The sequence below is a fragment of the Bacillus atrophaeus genome (assembly GCF_001584335.1).
Lineage (GTDB): Bacteria > Bacillota > Bacilli > Bacillales > Bacillaceae > Bacillus > Bacillus atrophaeus.
Map to the genome: position 1 here is coordinate 94,954 of NZ_LSBB01000003.1, position 22,336 is coordinate 117,289.

Sequence of the window (22,336 nt, forward strand, 5' to 3'; positions counted from 1 at the left end):
TTGCCTCGGTCTTTTTTTCTGTGAAGCTTCACATTGGATTTTTTTATTAAAATGATAGTGAAAGGCGGATGCTCATGAAAACACAAGGAGCTTTTGTGGTCGTATGCAATAAAGAGCAAGGCATTTTACTTGTAAAACGAAAAGATGTACCGCTGTGGGATTTGCCCGGCGGAAGGGCTGAACAAGATGAAACGGTTGAAGAATGGAAACGGGGCACATCATTGACATTTCATACAAAATACATGATGTGCAGCATATTGTCAACGGCAGGATTACGGGCGGCAAAGCACTGAAACACGGTACAGAAACCGCAAACACAAAATGGTTTCATCCCCATCGATTGCCGGCTCTCATGATTCCGAACCGAAAAGAACAAATTAATGATTTTACAAGCAAGGCTATGAATCTGAAAAAAGTACTGCCGGATCACAGTGTCCTTGCGACTCTCGATCTGCTTAGAAAAAAATTCACCAGATCAAACGTATCCTCTAGGTTTTAACAAACTCTTCCTGTGGTATGCAATAGGTAAAAGGAGGATACGGCATGTCACACAAAACAGCAGGACAAGCAGTAACAGAATTGCTAGAACAATGGGGAGTCAATCATGTATACGGAATTCCCGGAGACAGCATTAACGAATTTATTGAAGAGTTAAGGCATGAAAGAAACAAATTGACATTCATTCAGACCCGCCACGAAGAGGTGGCTGCGCTTTCTGCCGCGGCTGAGGCTAAACTCACCGGCAAAATCGGCGTCTGCCTTTCCATCGCGGGGCCCGGAGCCGTACATTTACTGAACGGCCTGTACGATGCAAAAGCGGACGGTGTTCCGGTGCTTGCCATTGCGGGACAAGTATCATCCAATGAAATCGGACGGGATTATTTTCAAGAAATTAAATTGGAGCAGATGTTTGAAGATGTGGCGGTATTTAACCAGCAGGTACATACAGCAGAATCTCTGCCGGATCTTCTGAATCAGGCGATCCGCACCGCTTACAGCCAAAAAGGCGTTGCGGTCTTGACGGTATCGGACGATCTCTTTGCGGAAAAGATTAAACAAAAGCCGGTATATACATCACCGGCGTATATTGAAGGGAATATCGAGCCGAAAAAAGAACAGCTTGTCACTTGCGCCCAATATATTAATAACGCGAAAAAACCGATTATTTTAGCAGGGCAAGGGCTGAAATCAGCAAAACAGGAGCTGCTCACTTTCGCGGACAAAGCCGCCGCGCCAATCGTCGTCACTCTGCCGGCAAAAGGCGTTGTGCCTGACAGGCATCCGCACTTTCTCGGCAACCTCGGCCAGATCGGGACGAAACCGGCCTACGAGGCAATGGAGGAATGCGACCTGTTAATCATGCTCGGGACGTCGTTTCCTTATCGTGATTATTTGCCAGAGGACACACCGGCGATCCAGCTGGACTCTAATCCGGAGAAAATCGGAAAGCGTTATCCGGTTACCGCAGGAATCGTCAGTGACGCGGCTCTTGGATTGCGGGAATTAACAGAGTATATCGAACGCAAAGAGGACAGAAGATTCCTGAATGCGTGCACAGATCATATGAAGCATTGGTGGAATGAGATCGAAAAGGATGAAACAGAAGCCACTAACCCGCTTAAACCGCAGCAAGTCATCGCCAGACTGCAGGATGCGGCGGCTGATGATGCCGTATTATCGGTAGACGTGGGCACAGTGACCGTATGGATGGCGCGCCATTTTAAAATGACGAATCAGGATTTCATCGTTTCAAGCTGGCTCGCGACAATGGGCTGCGGCCTGCCGGGTGCCATCGCTGCAAGCTTGGCTGAACCGGAACGTCAGGCTATCGCCATATGCGGAGACGGCGGCTTTTCCATGGTAATGCAGGATCTGCCGACCGCCGTGAAATATAATTTGCCTATTACCGTCGTTATTTTAAATAACGAAAACTTAGGCATGATCGAATATGAACAGCAGGTGAAAGGCAATATTGACTACGGCACCACACTCCAGAATGTGGATTACGCCGCATTTGCAGAAAGCTGCGGGGCAAAAGGAATTAAAGTGACAAAGCATGAAGACTTGGCCCCAGCTTTCCATGAAGCGCTCAATTCCAATCAGCCGGTTGTCATTGACGCCATTATCGGAAATGAACCGCCGCTTCCAGGGAAAATCACATATGGACAAGCAAAAGGCTTCAGCAAATATATGCTGAAAAACTTCTTCGAAAATCAAAAAATAGAAATGCCTTCATTGAAGAAAAGTTTAAAACGATTATTCTAAAAAATAATATACTAAATTTAAAAGATTATTGAGAATTCTCTCAATAATCTTTTTTAATTAGATTAAATAATAAAGGGCGGAATTAAAATCTATATTTTAGGTTAAATTTTTGATTAATTTAGCTTGAAATATTATTCAATAAAATGGTTTACATGTAAAAAATTAGTATGTTATTATAGGCTTGTATTTTTAAAAAATTAAAGGGGTGAATTATAAGTAGATAGTTATTTTCACTGGGACATACATTAATTAAAAGAGGTGAATTGATTATGAAAAAAAAGTTGTTGAGTACGATTTCAATTGCTGTATTGGGAGTCACATTTTTTGTAAATTCTTATACAACACAAGCCGCACCAGAACAAATTAAACAAGTGAAAAATATTGAATTAAAAACTGATGAAGATGATTTCACAACAAAAAATGCTTTTGCTGCGGGAGTTGCTGCTGGTATAGTTAGTGCAGCAGTTTATGATGGTATTAAAGCTGCTGGAAATTGGGTAGGAAAACAAGCAAAAAAGGCCAAGGCACAATCTATATATAGTGCCGCCCCCGCTAGAAAATATGCTTGTTATATAGTCAATCCGAAGGATCACACAGATACAGATATTTCAGAAATTGCTGAATTTGGCAGGTGATAAGGAAGGGTTTTTCCCCTTCCCTTCTAGTTGGAGGTGCTGTAATTGAAAAAGAACGAGAAGAAGTATAACATCCTTGTGTTTATGCTTTCGCTAATTGTAATACTTCATACAATTATGATGGTAATGTATAACCTGCCATTAAATCCTGTAAACTTTAAGCATGAAAAATTAATTTCTTCATATATGAACCCGCTATTTACTCAAAATTGGCAGTTATTCGCTCCGGATCCTGTAAGCACAAATAACAATATAATTTGTAGAGGGACATATACAAATAACAAAGGGCAAAAAGAATATACAGAGTGGATTGATATTACAGAGAGTTATAATTTAGATATTAAGAATAATTTATTTTCTCCAAACAGACTAATGAAAACTGCACTTTCTGGTGCGGTCTTTGAAATACAACCGTATCTAAAATCCACTGATAAAAAGAAACATAAACAAATAGTTGAGAATGAGTACACACAAATTATATCTAATATAGCTGTGGAAAAAATTGAGAAAAGCAAGAAAGTAAAATTAGAGTCACTGGATATTAAATTATCTATAGAATCTTTTCCTGAGTACGGAAAGAATGGAAAGTCTAAATATAATGTGATGGAGTTTCCACATATCAATATATTAACAAAGGGGTGATGTTAAATTTGTCTAGTATATTAAATAAACTACAAAAATTTAGTTATTTAATGTCAAATGAAATGCAGTTTTTAATTGGTGCAAGTATTTTAAGAATATTTATTGGTTTACATATTATGTTTACTTATTTAATTCACTTTGCACAAAGATACGAAATATGGGGACCAAATGCTTTTTATTCTTTTGATAAGTGTCTCGAAAATTATGGTTATACTTCGCTTTACCTTTTCAATAATTCATTCGTATATTTTGAGTTGATTTTCGTAAGTGGAATAGTGATTAATACTTTGTATATTTTAGGATATAGAATGAGAATAGTTAGCATTATAAATTTTATTTGGGTGTGGTCTTTATACCAAAGGAATCCATATATCCATGATGGTGGTAATAATATTCTTATTCTTATTATGTTATATCTTATTTTTGCATCTTTAGGTGAATATTTCACTATCAATACTAAGTCGGATTTAAATGAAAAGCCTAAATTTTCAATTATTATTCATAATTTTTCAATAATGATTTCATTGATTCAAATATCTTTACTGTATTTTTTTGCAGGTTTTAATAAAGCGCAAGGGAAGATGTGGGTACATGGTACAGCACTCTATTACATATTGCAGGTTGATGAATATAGTATAAACAAGAGCTTTACAAATTTTATCATAGATAACCCTTATGTATTAGTATTTGGAACTTACTCTGCTTTGTTTCTTCAACTTATGTTTCCAATATTAATTTTGAATAAATATTTTAAAATCCCGCTGCTTATTGGTTCAATTCTATTTCATTTATCCATAATTATTTTCATGGGGCTCTTCCAATTTGGTTTTATAATGATAGCCCTTGACTTACTATTTATAACTGATAAAGAGTATAGAAAACTGTCTCAGTTCTTATTAAGGTTCAATAATAAAGTCAAATCACGCTTTGGAAAATCACTAAAACCAACCCTGAAAAATCCAAATGTGTAAAAAGATATTTAAACTTAAATGTGTGGTTGTTATAATTATTATGTCTTCTCAATCCACTTCAGGAGGAATTTTATGTTTGATTACATTAGGATTATTGTTTATTTATTAGGGTCAATCGGAATGATTTACGCTTGTTATCGTGATTTCAATTACGCAAGAAAAGAACAAAATGATAAATGCATTTTTTTTAAAAACAAAAAATTAAGCGGGACAGTTCTATTTTGTTACTTGTTTTTATTTTTTGCTAATCTTAGGGATTTTTTATTTTTAATAATTAACTCGAAATAAACCTAACTGTGAATTCCAAATACTGTTCGACTAATTGTCTACAGTGTTTAATTAGCTTTAAAATAATCGTTTTAGAACAGATAAGGAAGTATCTACCTAGTGAATCTTAAAGAAGGCTAGACGTCTCGTAGGTGGATTCTTAAACTTAACCATATGTCATCCATTTAGTGAAAAACATAAAAAATCATACTAGGTATGTTGTGTACAAAGATCGAAGAGGAAAAAAGTGGCTGTTTTCCTCTTTAAGCTGAAGTGTATAAACATGTTTATTTTGACCTTTGTTTTGAAATAGCAAAGAAAATAGGAAACCCAGAACCGACCAACAAGGTGCCGAATAAAAACATTCCGCCGATAAACACGTGATAATTGGCACTGCCGACCGTAAATGCGGTTATTAAGGAAATGATGCTGAGCACTACCATGGCGATGCCAGGCGCAATTCTCATTTTTTTACCCGTTGATTTATAAGCAATAACAGAACAAACAATTCCAATAACAATAGGGACAATCCATAAATAAAACAAAATAAACACTGACATAATCAAACTCCAATTTTTTCTTCTATCATAACAAATTCATGTAAAAAATGATACCAATGAGCTTTTAAACCAAGACAAAAACCGGCCCATCTTTGGCCGGTTTTTTCTATCGTAATGTATCCACAATCAAAAATATGTTTAAAGCAACAATCAGCACTGCGATCACCCAGGAAATCATGGTCACCCATTTCGCATTGATTAATGAGCCCATAATCCGCTTATTGCTCGTAAACATAATGAGCGGAACCAATGCGAATGCGATGCCGAAGGAAAGAACAACCTGGCTCAGCACAAGAGCCGAAGTCGGATTTACTCCTGATGCAATAATGATAATCGGCGGGATGATGGTGATGAACCGCCGTACATAAAGCGGGATGCGGTAGCGGATAAAGCCTTGCATGATCACATCGCCTGAAAGTGTGCCGACAGATGAGCTGGACAGCCCCGCAATCAGCAAACCGATACCGAATAACACGGCGGATATGGGACTGACAAGGCTTCCGAATTGGTCGAACGCAACATCAAGATCTTCTACATATAATCCGTTTTTAAAAAACAGTGCAGCGGCCACAATCAGCATGCTGGCATTAATCGCACCCGCGATTAACATGGCTATTAATATATCAATAAATTCAAACCTGAATATCTTTTTCCGTTCAGCATCCGTCGTGCCGACTACCCGCCGCTGGGTAAGGGCGGAGTGTAAGTAAATCGCGTGCGGCATAACGGTGGCTCCCAGGATTCCGGCGGCAAGCAGCACGCTGTCAGTGCCTTGGAACGTCGGGATGAAAAGCCCCTTCATCACTGAGCCGACATCCGGCTTTGCGAAAAAGGTTTGCAGGGCAAAAGCGATCACCACGACAAACAGCATGCCGGCGATGCCTGCTTCCAGCGAGCGGTAGCCGCGGCGCTGAAGCTCTAAAATCGCGAACGAACCGATAGCCGCGATAATAGAAGATTCAAGCAGCGGAATGCCAAACAGCAAATAAAGCCCAAGAGCTGCGCCGATGAATTCCGCAAGGTCGGTCGCTATAATCACGAGCTCCCCTTGAATCCATAAACCGATGGAAACCGGTTTTGGGAATTCCTCCCGCGCAACTTCCGGCAGGTTTTTGCCGGTTGCGATACCAAGCTTGGCTGAGAGAGACTGTATCAAAAGCGCCATAATATTAGAAAACAAAATAACCCATAACAGCATGTACCCGTACTTAGAGCCCGCTGATATATTTGTCGCGAAATTACCTGGATCAATATAAGCAATAGCCGCTATGAAAGCAGGGCCTAAGAAAGGGAGAAGCCCTCTGAATCCCCTGATTTTTCCGTCAAGGGCGTCCTGTACTGCTTTCGTGCGCGGAGATTGTGCTGAGATGTCTTTATCCATCATGTCATCACCTGAATTCTTATGTTTTTACCGTATAACAAATAGTTTCCTTAGTCCAAATTATTTTATCTACATCATATGACCATCAGGTTCTGTTGTCAACCAATGACTGTCAAAAACTGACCGTAAAATGTTTCCCTGATATGTAACATGATATGTAAAGTCTTTAAATAAAGGTCCATAAAATAAAGGCACCGTTCCATTGAAGAAACGGTGCCGGCTGTCAGTTTTCTGATAATGAATTTAAGCTTCCTTCCGCATTCCGCGGAACACAAGGCTTAATAAGAAAACAAAGATCACTGCGCCGATAATGGCGGGAATAATCGCAAATCCTGCGAGACTTGGACCCCAAGTTCCGAGAAGTCCGTGACCGATCCATGCCCCGATAAGTCCGGCAATCATAGATCCGATAATTCCTCCGGGCATCCGATTTCCGACAATCGCACTTCCGATTAAACCTATAACAATTGCAACAAGTAAAGATACTAAAAAGCCTAGCATGGTATTCACCTCTCCTTGGTTATTTACTGATCAATAGCCGTTCTGTTTATGTTCCAAACATTTGAAAGCATATTGCTGACATATTTGCGCTTTTCGTTGTTATTTCTCCATGTCCATCTTTTTTTGGACTCTGCCATCCGCTTTATGAACGATGACTTCAGTGCCTTTATTTTCAGCTATTTCTTTAGCGCGGCTGATGGCTTCCTGCTTCGTATCTTTGACTTCTGTCACCCGCTTCGCATCTTCCGTTTTAACGGCCCATCCCTCTTTATGCTTGATGACATGCTCGGCTTTGTCCATCAGCTCGGGTCTGGCCCCGCTGTCGCTGTCACGATCCCGTTTCGTTACATTATCATGTTTAACGAAATCATCAATCTCATCCTTCGATGCATGCTGCGCCCATTCCTTCGCCTGGCTTGTGGCGATCGGAATCGCGCGGCCTTCTTCATAGCCCTCATTAATCATGGCATTGGCGATTTCAATCGCTTTTTTCTTCACAGGCTTATCAAGATTTTTAAACGAATTCGGATAATCTTTCATTGACCAAGGCATGTCTGTCACTCCTTTAGCTTTTATAAAAATGATACCCAAAGGTGTAAAAAGAAAACGTTCCTGGGAAAAATGAAGGTATACTATATAGTAGAAAAAAAGAAGGGAAGTGCTGGTTGGGTGACTGAACATCAAGAAGATCTTCAAAAACAATTGAAGGAAATTGAAAAATGGGAAAAGGAACAGCAAAAAGTCTGGTTCTGGGATAAGCTCAGCCGTCTCCCATTTCAGCTGCTGGACAAGCTGACTCCTGATTTTATCCATAAAAAAATCGGCACACTGCTGGATGAAGTGGGGAGCTTTATTCAAACGGGCGGGCAGTACCTCACATCTGAGAAACAAATTATCAAGCATTTTCAAAAGAAGCTGCCTGATGAGCCGATTGAGTCGCTTCAAGATGTTCAAAAAGCTCCGCTTGCCATTATGGACGACATTGCGGAAAGCATGGGGCGGAACCGGGCCAATGCCGCAGCCGTTCAAGGAGCCACAACAGGCGTAGGCGGTGTATTTACACTGGCCGCTGATATTCCGGCAGTACTCGGATTATCATTAAAAACGCTGCAAGACATCGCGGTCGCTTATGGCTATGACCCTAAAGAAAAAAAAGAGCGGGTATTCATCGTGAAATGTTTGCAGCTCAGCTCAGCCGACATTGTCGGAAAAAAATCAATCCTGAAAGAATTAAAAGACTACGATCAAGACTCGCGTACATATAAAAGCGCCGCTTCCCAAATTCAAGGCTGGCGGGAAGTCGTATACAGCTACCGGGACTCCTTTGGCTGGAAGAAGTTCTTTCAAATGGTGCCGGTGGCGGGCATGGTCTTCGGGGCTTCTGCCAATCGGTCGGCATTACACAGCATCGCGGAAACAGGCATGATGCTTTACAAAAAACGGCGCATTCTGGAACGGCTGAAAGAAACAGAATAGAAGAAACCAAGCAGGCGGACGCCAAATTCCGGCTGCTTTTTTTTATAGATTTTTGCCGTACTTTCACCGCGAGTGAAACCTGAAATTACGGATAGCGAGCATTGGAGCAATCTGAATGTTTTCCTGCGTGAGCCCCGTCCTGACAACGATTCCGAGGTTACCGGACATGCCGAAACACATTCAATGTGTTTTCTTTGTTTAAAAGATATAAGAGCGGGAAATCAACAAGCAACACCAATTAAAGGAGGAATTCAAAATGGCACAAGATAACAAAATGAGTAGAGAAGAAGCAGGTAGAAAAGGCGGAGAAACTACTAGCAAAAACCATGACAAAGAATTCTATCAAGAGATTGGCGAAAAAGGCGGAGAAGCCACCAGCAAAAACCACGACAAAGAATTCTATCAAGAGATCGGTGAAAAAGGCGGAGAAGCCACCAGCAAAAATCATGACAAAGAATTCTATCAAGAGATTGGCGAAAAAGGCGGAGAAGCCACCAGCAAAAATCATGACAAAGAATTCTATCAAGGAATCGGACAAAAAGGCGGAGAAGCCACTAGCAAAAACCACGACAAAGAATTCTATCAAGAAATTGGCTCAAAAGGCGGAAACAACAACAATCGCAACGATTAATCAGCATTGTAAATACAACAGGCAGACAAACTGTACCCAAAAAGCGATCCAGGTCTAATCTGAGATCGCTTTTTGGTGTTTGAAAAAACCTTTTTTGTTGTCAGAAAATTCTTTGTGAAAACAACCGTCCCCGTTACAATAGATGAAAAAAGGGGATGCAAGTAAATGCCGGATATACAGAACTTGATCAGCATGGCAAATGAAATAAAAGGCAGGTACGCGAATTTTTCAGTCTCAGAGGTGAATGATCACTGCCTCCGTCTCGCAGTATTTACGGGAGAATATGACTGGCATGTCCATCCGGAGTCCGACGAATTATTCATCATTCTGGAAGGGGAATTTGTACATCGATTTTAAAGACAAAGAAACGGCGGTTTTGAGATCGAATGACTCACTACTGGTACCTAAAGGAACCGTTCACCGCACAAGGTCATATGTGAGAACCGTGAACCTATGTATTGAGCATAGTCACGCCGAAACGCTGATCACGGAGACAGAACATGCTGATTAAAGAAATGAAATGTGAAGTGGAAGCCGCATATAAGGAAGCATTTTCAAAAGCGCAGTCAAGGTGGGAAGAATTAAAGTACGTAAATGGATTTATTAAACAAGCCGGAGGATGGAGAAAAAATGAGAACGGCATGTTTACTGCAATAGTCGTTGGCGTGTGGGAAGATCAACAAACATACGAAGAATTCATGACCAATGAACATGACAGGATCTACGCTAACACTAAGCAGCAAGGCACATTTCGCTCCATACAAGTCAAACTGTATCAAGAAAAACCCCCAGTCGACACAGAGCGCTTTCTCATGACAAGCAACGTTCAACGCGAACCGGGCTGGACGATTCAAAGGCAATAAAAACAGCCCTATTACAGGGCTGTTTTTTTACTCCCGGCCAGGAAGCGTATTGTGCACATATGGCGGAACCGGATTTAATGTCTGCATCTCTCCGTACGCTTTCGGTTCCTTCACATATTCAAAAGACTCTCCGTCAGGCGCTGCTTCATTCAGCCAGTTTTGTTTGGCGCTTTCTTCGCCTTCTGAGAAATTAATTAGCTGATGGGAAAATTCCTGCTTTTCAAGAGCTTTAGGGAATGTGCCCGGAACAATAGGACCTTCCTGCGCTTCTAATTCTTTAATCGCCGCAAGCCATTGGTTTTGGTGCATCGTATCGCGTGCCAATAAGAAGGCCAGCATGTCTTTTACGCCTTTATCATCTGTCATCTCATAGAGACGCGCGACCTGCAATCTTCCCTGTGATTCGGCATTCAGATTAGCCCGGAAATCTGCCAAAAGGTTTCCGCTCGCTACGATATACCCTGCGCTCCAAGGAACGCCTGTACTGTTTTCCGGCATCGCGCCAAGTCCAGATACGATAGCGTGATGAGGATTCATGCCTCCCATGATGGAGCCGATTACCGGATCATCAGCAGCTTCTTCCTGCTCATGAAGCGGAGCGTCCTCAAGAAGTCTTGCGATCATTGTGGCGATCATTTCAACGTGGCCGATCTCTTCGGTAGCCGTATCCATGATTAAATCTTTATATTTTTCGTTACCTCGTGTATTCCATCCTTGAAATAAGTACTGCATGGCAACAGAAATTTCTCCGTATTGCCCGCCTAAAATTTCCTGCATTTTCTTAGCGAATAATGGATCTGGCCGGTCTGGTTTAGCCGGATGCTGAAGCATCTTTGTATGTTTGAACATGTATCCCCATCTCCTTTTTCGTTTTATCACTCTCTATATCCCCCTCGGATACATGCATCAAACGAAAAAGAGAGTATCGGGACGGCAAAACCTGCTACGAATCAGTTTCGTAAGACTTCCGCAATTCCAGCAGCTCGCGAATCAATTTACGGCCGATCACCGATTCATATTGCTGATACACCGGATCAAGGCGTTTCATCCACTCATCTTGCTCTGCCTTTGTCAGCTGATAGATGCTGATCGGGGAATTCTCTTTGATCTCTTTAAGCTGATCCTTATTCATTTGTTCGGCGTGTTTTTCATTCCACTCCGTCGTTTCCTTCATCGCTTCAGTCAGAATGCGCTTTGTTTCCTCTGTTTGTGAGTTCCAAAAATGCTCGTCCGTCATGACGGCATAGCCGAGATAGCCGTGATTGCTGATTGTCAAATAGTCCTGAACATTATAAAATTTTTTAGAATAGATGTTGGAGATTGTATTTTCTTCCCCGTCGACAAGGTTGTTTTCTAATAACTGAAAGGTAGAATTGAACGAATCCTGACGGGGCGCTGCGCCGAGCTGCCGGAATTGGTCTTCAATCACGTCGCTCTGCATAATGCGGAGCGCTTGGCCCTTTAAATCATCAGGCGTGCGAATCGGACCCTTATTGGATGTGATTTGCTTAAAGCCGTTTGTCCAATAAGCCAACCCTTTCATATTATTTTTCTTTAAAGAAGCAAACAGCTGCGTCCCGATTTCGCCGTTTAAGCCTTCCTGAACGGCATCGTAGCTCGTAAACGCATAAGGCAAGTCCAAAACGCCCCATTCCGGAGAAAGCATCCCGAGCTTTGAGGTGGAGGGAGCGATAAATTGCACATCGCCTTTTCGCAAAGCGTCAATTTCTTCAATATCAGAATAGAGACTCCCATTCGGAAAAACTTCAATCTTTATGTGTCCGCCTGACTTTTGACGGACCAACTCCGCAAATTTATTGGCAGCCAGCCCCTTTGGCGTATTTTCAGCAACCACATGGCTGAATCTGAAAACAATCTGGTCATTTAAGCCTTCCTGATCATCATCGTAATAGAGCTCCTCATGAGCTTCACGATCATGGAAGCCTATAAATAAAGCGATTACAATACCGAGTATCATCAATCCGAGGCATGTCATCAAACTCTTCATCTCAGGCCCTCCCGTCATCCCTTATGATTAAGCATAATAGGGGCGAAGCCATTCGTAAAGATGAAGAGGGGAAAGGAGAAGCCCATGAAAAAGAGGAAGCTTTCGATCCGGTGGAAAATTACCATCCTGTCATACATTGTTGTTACTTTTTCTTTACTTATCGGAGGCATTGTCCTCATTGGGAATATCCAGCATACAGAGGAGCGCGAGCTGAAAAAACGGCTGATGAACACAGCCAGAACCGTTTCGGAGCTTACAGACGTCAAACAGGCGTTAACAGAGCAACATCAAAACGAACAAGTGAGCAGTGCCGTTGAGCAAATCCGTATTATCAACGAAGCTGACTACATCGTGGTGATGGACATGGATCATATTCGCTATTCTCACCCCGTCAGCGCCATGATCGGTCAGCGATCCGAGGGGGCAGACGAAGAAGCCGCATTTGCAGAACATATTTATTTCTCAGAGGCAAAAGGCGAAATCGGGACAGCCGTCCGCGCTTTTTATCCGGTTAAGGATCAGGAATTAAATCAGATCGGAGTGGCGCTTGTCGGAAAAAAACTGCCGGGCATCGTCGATATTATCATAAACTTGAAGCGCGACATCCTTTTCATCGTGATGCTCACCCTCGGATTTGGGCTGGCGGGCTCCTTTTTGCTGGCGCGCCACATTAAAAAACAAATGTTTCAGCTCGAACCGTATGAGATTGTGAGAATGTTTGAGGAACGGACAGCTACTTTTCACTCCATCAATGAAGGTGTCATTGCCATTGATAATCAGCACATCATTACGATATTTAATGAAAAAGCAAAGCAGATTTTCGAAGTGAAGGGCGAACTGGTCGGAAAGCTGATTTGGGACGTACTCAAAGATTCGCGGCTGCCGGAAATCGTGGAACGGAACAAACCCGTTTACAACGAAGAAATACAGGTCAGCGGAAAAATCATTATGAGCAGCAGAATTCCGATTGTCATGAAGAAAAAAGTCATCGGCGCCGTCGCCATTTTTCAAGATCGCACCGAAGCGGCAAAAATGGCTGAGGAACTGACCGGCGTCAAAAACTTTGTAGACGCGCTTCGTGTCCAAAATCACGAACATATGAACAAGCTCCATACCATTGCGGGGCTGATACAGCTAGGGAAATCTGATAAAGCCATGCAATTGGCGTTTCAGGCTTCTTCAGAGCAGGAAAGCGTCAATGAATTTCTTCACCAATCCATCCGGAATGATGCCGCGGCCGGACTGCTTTTAAGTAAAATAAAAAGAGGAAAAGAGCTAGGCATTCACGTGTCTATTGACGAAAACAGCAGTCTCCGGGATTTCCCCGAACATATTGATCAGCATGATATCGTTGTGCTGCTCGGAAACTTGATCGAAAATGCATTCGGAGCATATGACACGGTCCATGCGGAAGACAAACGAATTGATATCAGCATAGAACAAACAGATGAAGTGCTTGCGATTTTAATAGAAGACAACGGATGCGGCATTTCAAAAGCGCACATTCCGTATCTTTATGATAAAGGATTTACAATGAATAAAACCGGCGGGACGGGCTATGGCCTCTATTTAGTCAAACAAATCACCGACAAAGGATTGGGCACGATAGAGGTCGCATCGCACGAGGGGCAGGGAACGTCCTTTTCAATCGTATTTCCAATGAAGGGGGAGGAAAGAATTCATGGCAGTTAAGGAGACAATAAAGGTTCTTTTGATAGAAGATGATCCAATGGTTCAGGAAGTGAACAAAGAATTCATCGCAAGTGTAAAAGGCTTTGAAGTATGCGGAACGGCGGGAAACGGGGAAGAAGGCATTAAGATGATCAAAGAAAACCGACCGGCCCTTGTCATACTTGACGTCTATATGCCTAAAAAAGATGGCGTCAAAACGTTACAAGAGATCAGAAAGCAAAAGCTCGAAGTCGATGTCATTGTCGTTTCCGCGGCAAAAGATAAAGAAACCATCAATCTGATGCTGCAAAACGGAGCAGCCGATTATATTCTGAAGCCTTTCAAAATCGAACGGATGAAGCAGTCGCTTGAAAAATACAAACAATATAAACGAAGAATAGAAGAAAACGAGACACTATCACAAATTCAGCTGGACATGATTCTCAATATGCCGCAGCAATCCGCCGAAGAATTGCCCAAGGGTTTAAATCATTTCACAATGAATGAGGTCATGACCTACTTGAAGCAGCAAAAAACATCCCTTTCCGCTGAACAGGTCGCAAACGCTCTGGGAATCGCCAGGGTCACCGCAAGACGCTATCTCGATTATTTAGAAAAGGATGGAAAGATTAAATTGGACGTACAGTACGGGGGAGTGGGCCGTCCGGTCAACCGCTATTTGTTTGTACCCTGACAAAAGACCAAAAAGACCAAAATGTCCGTTATGATCATAAGCTTCCCCCTCTTTAATGAAAACGCTATCATTCTAGTAAGAAAGACACATAAATGTATGACAAGACAGGGGGATGGACAAATTGAAGCTGTCTAAGCTATTCAAAAACTTAACCGTTCAAGTCATAACGGCGGTCATTATCGGGGTCATTGTCGGACTGGTGTGGCCTGATGTCGGCAAAGAAATGAAACCGCTCGGCGATACATTTATCAACGCTGTAAAAATGGTGATCGCGCCAATCATTTTCTTTACGATCGTCCTCGGGATTGCAAAAATGGGCGATATGAAAAAGGTTGGAAAAGTAGGGGGAAAAGCATTTATTTATTTTGAGGTTGTCACAACGCTCGCGCTCATCATCGGGCTGTTTGTCGTCAATATTATGAAACCGGGAGAAGGCTTGGATTACAGCAAGCTCGAAAAAGGAGACGTGTCACAGTACACGGCAAATGGCGGACAGGGGATTGATTGGATTGAGTTTATCACCCACATCGTTCCGTCCAATATGGTTGATGCCTTCGCTAAAGGGGATATTCTGCAGGTCTTATTCTTCTCTATTCTATTCGGAGTCGGTCTTGCGGCGTTAGGGGAAAAAGGAAAAAGTGTCATTGATTTCTTTGACAAAATCTCGCACGTATTTTTTAAGATCATCGGTTACATTATGCGCGCCGCTCCGCTCGGCGCATTCGGAGCCATGGCCTACACGATCGGACACTTCGGGCTCGACTCCATCAAGCCGCTCGCCAGTTTAATGTTGTCCGTTTATATCACGATGTTTTTGTTTGTATTTGTTGTGTTGAACATCATCTGCAAAATATTCGGCTTCAGCCTATGGAACTATTTGCGGTTTATAAAAGATGAACTGCTGATTGTACTCGGCACAAGCTCTTCAGAATCGGTTCTTCCGAGAATGATGGATAAAATGGAACGCTATGGCTGTTCGAAATCAGTCGTCGGCCTTGTCATTCCGACCGGCTATTCATTTAACCTTGACGGAACTTCGATCTATCTGTCAATGGCCACGGTCTTTCTCGCTCAAGTGTTCGGAGTCGACCTCAGCATCGGCCAGCAGATTACGATCATTCTCGTTTTGATGCTCACCTCCAAAGGCGCGGCAGGCGTGACGGGAAGCGGTTTTATCGTGCTCGCCTCAACCTTAGCCGCCCTTCAGGTCATTCCGCTTGAAGGTTTGGCGCTCCTTCTTGGAGTCGACCGCTTCATGAGTGAAGGCAGAGCCATCGTCAATTTGATCGGAAACGGAATCGCCACCATCATTGTCGCAAAAAGCGAAAATGAATTTGACGAAGCGAAAAGCGTAGAGGCAGTCGCAGATATGAAAAAAATGAAAACAGCAGTCTAAAGGGAAAGAACGGCACGTGTCATCGCGCCGTTCTTTTTTTATGTTCCCTCGGCCGATCCCTCAAACCTCCCCTCACAAAAGGCTGCCTCATGTCAGTATATTTTTCCAGAATTGTAAGGAATGGAAGGCATAATCGGCTGAATGGATAAATAATAATTCTTTTTGAAAATCTTAATGGATGGACAGAGACCTCAGCGTTTTTTTGTTATATAATTTACAAATGTAGATGAAAACTATGTTTATGAATACAAGGGCTTTTGTCCTAGCAGGGGTGTATAAATGACGGCTTTGATTAAATTTTTCCAGCACCCGGGAGTAAGACGTTTTCTCGTCTTTGTTGTATTGGCTGGTGTGTTATATCTCTTTAAAAGCATGATCAATCTGATTTTGCTTACATTTATCTTTACATTTTTGATGAACCGTTTAGAAAATGTCGTTCGCCATTTTTTGAATCGCTTTTTTCGTGTCAGTCAGCGCGGAATCATTACCTTACTCTATATAGCGCTCGCTGTCGGGCTTACAGTTGGCGGTTTTGTCTTTTATCCTGTAGTGGCCGCCCAAATTGAACAGCTTATTAAGCAAATCAAATATATCGCTTATCACCCGAACAGCATTCCTTTCTTCGATGAGGTGTCGAATGTCTTCGGAGATATCAATATCAGTTCGTATGTAAAAGAAGCCTTCAACGTGCTGTACACATATTTGGCCGATATCAGCACATTCGGATTGCAGATCGTGATGGCTCTTATTCTCAGCATGTTTTTCTTATTTGAAAAAAAGCGTCTTTCAGAATTTATGGAAAAATTCAAAACAAGCAAGCTGGCAGTGTTTTATAATGAATTTGCTTTTTTTGGAGGGAAATTTGCCAGAACGTTCGGCAAAGTGCTGGAAGCTCAATTTATTATTGCGCTGGTCAACTGCATCCTAACGTTTATCGCGCTATGGATTATGCATTTTCCGCAGCTGTTCGGCCTCTCCATTATGGTCTTCTTTCTCGGATTGATCCCGGTTGCGGGTGTAGTGATCTCGCTTGTCCCGCTGAGTATCATCGCCTATAGTACGGGCGGAGGGATGTATGTTCTTTACATCGTGCTGGTCATTATGGCGATTCACGCCATCGAAACCTATTTCCTGAACCCGAAGCTGATGTCCGCGAAGACAGAGCTGCCGATCTTTTTTACCTTTACCGTATTAATTTTTTCTGAGCATTTTCTCGGCATTTGGGGTTTGATTATCGGAATTCCGATCTTTGTATTCCTTCTCGATATTCTTGATGTGACGAATAAGGATAATGAACCCGGGTAATGGGGCCCCATTCGTCATCTCACAGAAACAAAAAAAGCCGCTCTATCAGTGTATATGGGCCATCCGTTCATTCACTGGCGACAAATGTTATAATACAAACAGTGCCTAATTGATAGGCGCTGTTTATTTTTTATGCGAAAAAGGAGGAAGACTTTATGGATGAGCCCATTTTACATATTGAAGGCCTCAATAAAAAGATTGGCGCAAAACACATTTTAAAACAGATCAGCATGGATGTCCGTCAAGGAGAAATCATCGGGCTTCTCGGTCCGAATGGTTCAGGAAAAACAACCTTAATCCGGATCATCGTCGGGCTGTTGAAGCAAAACAGCGGACGGATTACGATTAATGGATTCCAGCACGACACGGAGTTCGAAAAGGCGCTCGAAGCAGTCGGCGCAATCGTTGAAAACCCAGAATTCTATCCGTATTTAACAGGATGGGATAACTTGAAACATTTTGCCAACATGCACAAAAAAATAGATGAAGAAAGACTTGAAGAAGTCATAGAGCGGGTGGGATTAACCTCCGCGATCCATGATAAAGTGAAAACATATTCCCTCGGCATGCGGCAGCGGCTGGGTATTGCCCAAGCCATCCTGCACAAGCCGAAGCTGCTCATTCTGGACGAGCCGACAAACGGGCTTGACCCTGCAGGCATGAAAGATTTTCGGGAGCACCTGAAGGAGCTTGCCGAGCAGGAAGAGACGACGATTCTTTTTGCGACCCATTTATTGCGGGAGGTCGAGGATCTTTGCGACCGCGTCATCATCATTCAAAAAGGTGAAATCAAAGCAGAAGTGAATCTGAATGAGATAGATGAAAAAACAGAAAAAGCCGTGATCGAAGTGCAGCCGGCAGAAAAAGCGCTTGAATGGCTGGCTGCCAACCAGTTTGTCGCAGAAGTTTACGGGGATGCCATTGCGGTCAACGTCTCAAAACAGAACATTCCTCAACTGAATCGATCATTAATCGAACAAAATTTCAGCGTATATGCTATTACCCCTTATACGCAATCACTAGAAGATGAATTTATCAAGGCGACCACAGCATTTCAAGAGGAGGGAGAACAGAATGCCTAGATTAATCTGGAATGAACACATGAAGCTCTTCAATCGGAAAGTAACACTCGTGTCGCTCATTTTGATGGCTGTGTTTCACTTTTTTATGGCGCTGATTATTAAACGGATTGTTATCAGTGCGGGAACAGATGAAAATTTCATCGGCTATTTTTCATATACGCCGAGCCTGAATATCTTGCTGCAAGCCTTAACCATTGTGATCGCGGCAACTATTATCTCGCTTGAATTTGATAAGAAAACAATCAAATTTTTGCTCATCCGTCCGGTGAAACGCGAGCGGGTCTTTCTGTCTAAATTATTTACTGTCATTTTAGTCAGTATTTATCTGTATCTTGCGTATTACATCCTGTCACTTGTATTCGGCTTGGTCTTTTTTGGCACGTCGCTAAACTCAGAATCGGACACGCTCTTTTTCAATACATTAAAGCTGATCGGCACCAATTGGATTGAGGCTGTGGCGATGGCCTGCTTCGCCTTGTTATGCTCAGCTTTATTCCGCAACAGCTCCATGTCGGTCATTATTTCTTTTATCGTGTTATACGGAGCGAAATCACTTGTCTCGATTATGGCTTTATTTGAGAACAGGTGGGGAAGCTTTTTGCTCTTTGCGAATACAGACTTCACACAATACAGCAGCGGAGAAAAAACATGGTTTTCCGGAATGACGCCTTTATTTTCAATCGGGATTATTGTGATACATGTCGTATTCTTTTTAGCGGTCGCCTGGTGGAGCTTTTGTAAACGGGATGTTCGCGTCTAAAAGTAAAGGAATGACATTTTTGTGAAAATGCTCACGATAATCAATATTATTTGTCGTTTTGATTTATAATAAAGGTATTGACGGAGGTGCTCTACTATTGAGAAACTTTATTACCGCTTTACCAATTGTATTATTGCTGGGCTTCTCATTTGTGTCATTTATGTTTCAGTTTGAACATCTGGTCTACTTCAGGCTTGCACTGGGATTGTTTTCACTCGTGGGTCTGTTCCTTATATACAAAATGAAGAAAGGTTTCCGTTACTTCATCATTTATCTGTATGCCAGCTGGATTGTGCTTGCTGCAGTTACCGCCTTCGAAGAACCGATATTCTCAAGCTTTTTCTTTGGCGGATTGGTGATGACGATGGGCTACCTGACCTATATGCTGATCTATCTCGGGATGAAACAGGACCGGGATGCACGGATCGTTTAACACGCTGGTTCCTTTTGGAACGGCGTGTTTTTTTGTGCTGTCCGGAATGTTAACAGTTGCGGAATAACCGGTGAAAATCTATAATACTTATTAACTTTATCGGAATTAACTTTGGAGGGATTGCCTGATGTCATCTTTATTTATATACAATGAACAGCAGCGGCAATGGATAGAGAAAATAGGCCGGCTGGCAGATGAATTTGAAAAAACGGCAGCTTCTGATGACGAGCACGGACGATTTCCTATCGAAAAAATCCAAGTCTTGCGTGACTCGGGATACACGGCCTTGACGGTGCCAAAATCACACGGCGGAACAGGAATATCGGTCTATGATATGCTGCTTTTCCAAGAACGGCTTGCACGTGGGGATGCTCCTTGCGCCCTCAGCATCGGCTGGCATGTTAGCGTGATGGGAGAGCTTGGCGAGGGAAACAGCTGGGACGAAGGCGTGTTTGCCTCTATCACGGAAGAAGTGAAACAGGGAGCAGTCATCAACAGAGCAGCGACAGAGGCAAAAACGGGCAGCCCGACTAGAGGCGGACGGCCCGGCACAAATGCGGTGAAAAGAAATGGGAAATGGATTGTAAACGGAAGAAAGACCTTCACCACGATGTCTCAGGCTTTGGATTACTTCTTAGTCACGGCTTGGGTGGAGGAAAAAGAAACGGTCGGTGTCTTTCTGATTCATAAGGATGAAGCAGGCGTGTCTATTGAAGAGACATGGGATATGGCTGCGATGCGGGCGACAGGGAGCCATGACCTTGTCCTGAAACAAGTCACCCTTGATGAAAATAAGCTGGTGGAATCACTTTCGGGACCGCGGGGCAAAAAGCCGAACGGCTGGCTGCTCCATATCCCGGCCGTCTATCTCGGAATCGCTCAGGCAGCGAGAGACTATGCGGTCCGCTTTGCCTCTGAGTATTCGCCGAACAGCCTGAATGGTCCGATTAAAGAGGTGCCCGCAGTGAAGAAACGCATAGGTGAAATGGAGCTCGAATTGCTGAATGCCAGACACTTTCTGTTCCGGGCTGCCCAACTGTATGATGATCCGGAGCGCCGTCCTTATTTGAAAAGCGAACTTGGCGCGGCGAAACACATCGTGACAAACACAGCCATTTCTGTGGTAGATAAAGCCATGAGAATCGTCGGGGCAAAGAGCCTTGAACGAACGAATCCGCTGCAGCGCTATTATCGCGATGTTCGGGCCGGGCTGCATAATCCGCCGATGGACGATGCGGTCATACAAAAGTTAGCTTCAGAAGCATTTGACAAATAAAGAAATGAGCCTGGGGAGCACTTCATCCCAGGCTCTTTTTTTATGTATTATTTTTCTCTTGAAGCTGTTTTTGATACTTACGGTCGATCCTGTCGTAAATGACGTTCATAAGCTCGGAACTGCGTATGATCGCTTCTTTATTTTCCTGAACGAGCTGCTCATAAGTCTTTACTTTGCGTTTTGGCATGATTCTGCACCCTTCTGGCATATTTTATATTCACTTTCTAATTCACCTAATGATAATTCATATAAATGACGCTCTGACTTTTTATATATACCGTTCTGAATCAGCATATGAATAAGCTGTTTTTTCCTTATTTCAATGGCATTTCTGATCTGAGGAGCCATAGTGTCATCAACCTCCAATCACACAAACGATATTGATAATCATTATCAATTAAGGTTAGTATACAATTTTTAAAAACATATGTAAAGGTGTCTGTCAACAAAATTTTGACAATTTGTTTACAGAGAGAGTATTATGGCCGCTATTCGACAATCTCAAAGTTTCCCGGGCAATAATTTGACATATTTCTCTTCTTTAAAAATCCTGTCGATAGCGACAAGAATAGAAATTGCTTATTTTAAGTGTTTTTATCCATACTATGTTATAGAATGGAGGCTGATTTGCGGTGGATCGAACGGATAATTTAAAAAGAGGGGAAAAAGGGGCGATCATTAACATTGCGGCCTACATAACACTTGCAGTGATAAAGCTGATCATCGGCACTCTATATCATTCCGAAGCGCTTCGTGCAGACGGATTAAACAACGGAACGGATATCGTTGCATCGCTTGCGGTTTTGATCGGCCTGCGAATCTCCCAAAGGCCTGCAGACAGTGATCATCCATACGGCCATTATCGCGCTGAAACAATTTCCTCGCTTATTGCGTCTTTTATTATGATGGCTGTCGGAATTGAAGTCCTTATTGGGGGAGGAAAGTCAATTGTAAGCGGGACGACCGAAACACCGAGCATGATAGCTGCATGGACTGCTTTGGGAGGGGCTGCGGTGATGTACAGCATGTATATGTACAATAAACGGCTGGCCGCCAGTATTAAAAGCCAAGCGCTTTTGGCTGCGGCAAAAGACAGCAGATCAGACGCTTTCGTAAGTGCAGGAGCGTTTGTAGGTGTCATATCCGCCCAGCTGCATCTGCCGTGGATTGATCCTGTGACGGCATTTATTATCGGGATCATCATCTGTAAGACCGCATGGGATATATTCAAAGAGGCATCCCACTCATTAACCGACGGATTTTATCTGAAGGATCTAGAGCCTTACAAACTGACCGTCAGCAAAGTGAAAACCGTGAACCGTTTAAAGGATGTAAGAGCGAGGTATCTCGGCAGCGCGGTCCATATTGAAATGGTGATTACAGTTGATCCGAAGTTGTCTGTGGAAGAAGGACATAACGTGGCTGATGAAGTAGAAAATGCAATAAAAAATGAACATGATGTCACTCATGTTCATGTTCATGTAGAGCCCGACGACATAAAATAAGCCTGTTTACCGAA

General features: G+C 42.7%; 24 protein-coding genes and 2 pseudogenes. 18 read left to right on the forward strand and 8 right to left on the reverse strand.

Going from position 1 to position 22,336, the window contains the following annotated elements:
* The first annotated feature begins 74 nt into the window (after positions 1-74).
* From AXI57_RS06440 to AXI57_RS21700, 5 genes and pseudogenes are all read left to right on the forward strand, one after another.
* Positions 75-499, forward strand: a pseudogene (locus AXI57_RS06440) (NUDIX hydrolase).
* A 44-nt stretch (positions 500-543) separates the two neighbouring features.
* Positions 544-2,265 carry a pyruvate oxidase gene (locus tag AXI57_RS06445; protein WP_061669601.1) on the forward strand — a complete coding sequence of 574 codons (1,722 nt, stop codon included), beginning with the start codon at positions 544-546 and terminating at the stop codon, positions 2,263-2,265.
* 269 nt (positions 2,266-2,534) lie between these two features.
* Positions 2,535-2,900, forward strand: a complete 366-nt coding sequence (locus AXI57_RS06450) for a hypothetical protein (protein WP_061669602.1) — start codon at positions 2,535-2,537, stop codon at positions 2,898-2,900.
* Between the two features lie 45 nt (positions 2,901-2,945).
* Positions 2,946-3,542 carry a DUF5819 family protein gene (locus tag AXI57_RS06455; protein ID WP_061669603.1) on the forward strand — a complete coding sequence of 199 codons (597 nt, stop codon included), beginning with the start codon at positions 2,946-2,948 and terminating at the stop codon, positions 3,540-3,542.
* Positions 3,543-3,550: 8 nt separating this feature from the next.
* Positions 3,551-4,513: a hypothetical protein gene (locus AXI57_RS21700; RefSeq protein ID WP_061669604.1), complete on the forward strand. Its 963-nt coding sequence runs from the start codon at positions 3,551-3,553 to the stop codon at positions 4,511-4,513.
* 554 nt (positions 4,514-5,067) lie between these two features.
* Here AXI57_RS21700 and AXI57_RS06470 read toward each other — a convergent pair.
* The 4 genes from AXI57_RS06470 to AXI57_RS06485 form a co-directional block, all read right to left on the reverse strand.
* Entirely contained in the window at positions 5,068-5,340 is a 273-nt protein-coding gene (locus AXI57_RS06470; RefSeq protein ID WP_061669606.1) for a hypothetical protein, read from the reverse strand.
* A 106-nt stretch (positions 5,341-5,446) separates the two neighbouring features.
* Positions 5,447-6,724: an Nramp family divalent metal transporter gene (locus AXI57_RS06475; protein ID WP_061669607.1), complete on the reverse strand. Its 1,278-nt coding sequence runs from the start codon at positions 6,722-6,724 to the stop codon at positions 5,447-5,449.
* A 240-nt stretch (positions 6,725-6,964) separates the two neighbouring features.
* The gene (locus AXI57_RS06480; RefSeq protein WP_004430429.1) at positions 6,965-7,222 is read right to left on the reverse strand and encodes a GlsB/YeaQ/YmgE family stress response membrane protein; all 258 of its coding nucleotides are present in this window, start codon (positions 7,220-7,222) and stop codon (positions 6,965-6,967) included.
* A gap of 99 nt (positions 7,223-7,321) precedes the next feature.
* A complete protein-coding gene (locus AXI57_RS06485) occupies positions 7,322-7,774 on the reverse strand; it encodes a DUF2188 domain-containing protein (protein WP_061669608.1) in 453 nt (150 codons plus the stop codon).
* A 69-nt stretch (positions 7,775-7,843) separates the two neighbouring features.
* Here AXI57_RS06485 and AXI57_RS06490 point away from each other — a divergent pair, with 69 nt between their 5' ends.
* From AXI57_RS06490 to AXI57_RS06505, 4 genes and pseudogenes are all read left to right on the forward strand, one after another.
* Positions 7,844-8,698, forward strand: coding sequence for an EcsC family protein (locus AXI57_RS06490; protein ID WP_061669609.1), 855 nt, complete (start codon positions 7,844-7,846; stop codon positions 8,696-8,698).
* A gap of 256 nt (positions 8,699-8,954) precedes the next feature.
* Positions 8,955-9,329 (forward strand): glucose starvation-inducible protein GsiB, encoded by a 375-nt coding sequence (gene gsiB / locus AXI57_RS06495; RefSeq protein ID WP_061669610.1) that lies wholly within the window; start codon positions 8,955-8,957, stop codon positions 9,327-9,329.
* A 165-nt stretch (positions 9,330-9,494) separates the two neighbouring features.
* Positions 9,495-9,840 (forward strand): annotated as a pseudogene (locus AXI57_RS06500) (cupin domain-containing protein).
* Positions 9,830-10,192, forward strand: coding sequence for a YdbC family protein (locus AXI57_RS06505; protein ID WP_061669611.1), 363 nt, complete (start codon positions 9,830-9,832; stop codon positions 10,190-10,192). Before AXI57_RS06500 ends, AXI57_RS06505 begins: the two are co-directional and overlap by 11 nt.
* A 27-nt stretch (positions 10,193-10,219) precedes the next feature.
* Here AXI57_RS06505 and AXI57_RS06510 read toward each other — a convergent pair whose 3' ends face one another.
* Entirely contained in the window at positions 10,220-11,041 is an 822-nt protein-coding gene (locus tag AXI57_RS06510; RefSeq protein WP_003328111.1) for a manganese catalase, read from the reverse strand.
* 94 nt (positions 11,042-11,135) lie between these two features.
* Positions 11,136-12,200 carry a TRAP transporter substrate-binding protein gene (locus AXI57_RS06515; protein WP_061669612.1) on the reverse strand — a complete coding sequence of 355 codons (1,065 nt, stop codon included), beginning with the start codon at positions 12,198-12,200 and terminating at the stop codon, positions 11,136-11,138.
* Between the two features lie 84 nt (positions 12,201-12,284).
* On the opposite strand from AXI57_RS06515, the gene AXI57_RS06520 reads away from it, so the two are divergent.
* The 8 genes from AXI57_RS06520 to AXI57_RS06555 all read left to right on the forward strand — a co-directional run bounded on the left by AXI57_RS06520 (position 12,285) and on the right by AXI57_RS06555 (position 20,817).
* A complete protein-coding gene (locus tag AXI57_RS06520) occupies positions 12,285-13,892 on the forward strand; it encodes an ATP-binding protein (protein ID WP_061669613.1) in 1,608 nt (535 codons plus the stop codon).
* Positions 13,882-14,565, forward strand: a complete 684-nt coding sequence (locus tag AXI57_RS06525) for a response regulator (protein WP_003328115.1) — start codon at positions 13,882-13,884, stop codon at positions 14,563-14,565. Before AXI57_RS06520 ends, AXI57_RS06525 begins: the two co-directional genes overlap by 11 nt.
* 112 nt (positions 14,566-14,677) lie before the next feature.
* A complete protein-coding gene (gene dctP / locus AXI57_RS06530) occupies positions 14,678-15,961 on the forward strand; it encodes a C4-dicarboxylate transporter DctP (RefSeq protein ID WP_034718132.1) in 1,284 nt (427 codons plus the stop codon).
* A gap of 279 nt (positions 15,962-16,240) precedes the next feature.
* Positions 16,241-17,266 carry an AI-2E family transporter gene (locus AXI57_RS06535; protein ID WP_003328117.1) on the forward strand — a complete coding sequence of 342 codons (1,026 nt, stop codon included), beginning with the start codon at positions 16,241-16,243 and terminating at the stop codon, positions 17,264-17,266.
* Positions 17,267-17,421: 155 nt separating this feature from the next.
* Positions 17,422-18,348 (forward strand): ABC transporter ATP-binding protein, encoded by a 927-nt coding sequence (locus tag AXI57_RS06540; RefSeq protein ID WP_010789643.1) that lies wholly within the window; start codon positions 17,422-17,424, stop codon positions 18,346-18,348.
* Entirely contained in the window at positions 18,341-19,108 is a 768-nt protein-coding gene (locus AXI57_RS06545) for an ABC transporter permease (protein ID WP_061669614.1), read from the forward strand. Before AXI57_RS06540 ends, AXI57_RS06545 begins: the two co-directional genes overlap by 8 nt.
* A gap of 97 nt (positions 19,109-19,205) precedes the next feature.
* Positions 19,206-19,541: a hypothetical protein gene (locus tag AXI57_RS06550; protein WP_003328120.1), complete on the forward strand. Its 336-nt coding sequence runs from the start codon at positions 19,206-19,208 to the stop codon at positions 19,539-19,541.
* A gap of 127 nt (positions 19,542-19,668) precedes the next feature.
* Positions 19,669-20,817, forward strand: coding sequence for an acyl-CoA dehydrogenase family protein (locus tag AXI57_RS06555; protein ID WP_061669615.1), 1,149 nt, complete (start codon positions 19,669-19,671; stop codon positions 20,815-20,817).
* Between the two features lie 40 nt (positions 20,818-20,857).
* Here AXI57_RS06555 and fbpB read toward each other — a convergent pair whose 3' ends face one another.
* Positions 20,858-21,004 (reverse strand): Fur-regulated basic protein FbpB, encoded by a 147-nt coding sequence (fbpB, locus tag AXI57_RS20680; RefSeq protein ID WP_003328125.1) that lies wholly within the window; start codon positions 21,002-21,004, stop codon positions 20,858-20,860.
* Positions 20,986-21,165, reverse strand: a complete 180-nt coding sequence (locus AXI57_RS06560; protein WP_061669616.1) for a Fur-regulated basic protein FbpA — start codon at positions 21,163-21,165, stop codon at positions 20,986-20,988. The genes fbpB and AXI57_RS06560 overlap by 19 nt, the downstream gene beginning before the upstream one ends.
* A 284-nt stretch (positions 21,166-21,449) precedes the next feature.
* Between AXI57_RS06560 and AXI57_RS06565 the strand changes: the two genes are divergently transcribed.
* Positions 21,450-22,322: a cation diffusion facilitator family transporter gene (locus AXI57_RS06565; protein ID WP_010789638.1), complete on the forward strand. Its 873-nt coding sequence runs from the start codon at positions 21,450-21,452 to the stop codon at positions 22,320-22,322.
* Positions 22,323-22,336 lie beyond the last annotated feature (14 nt).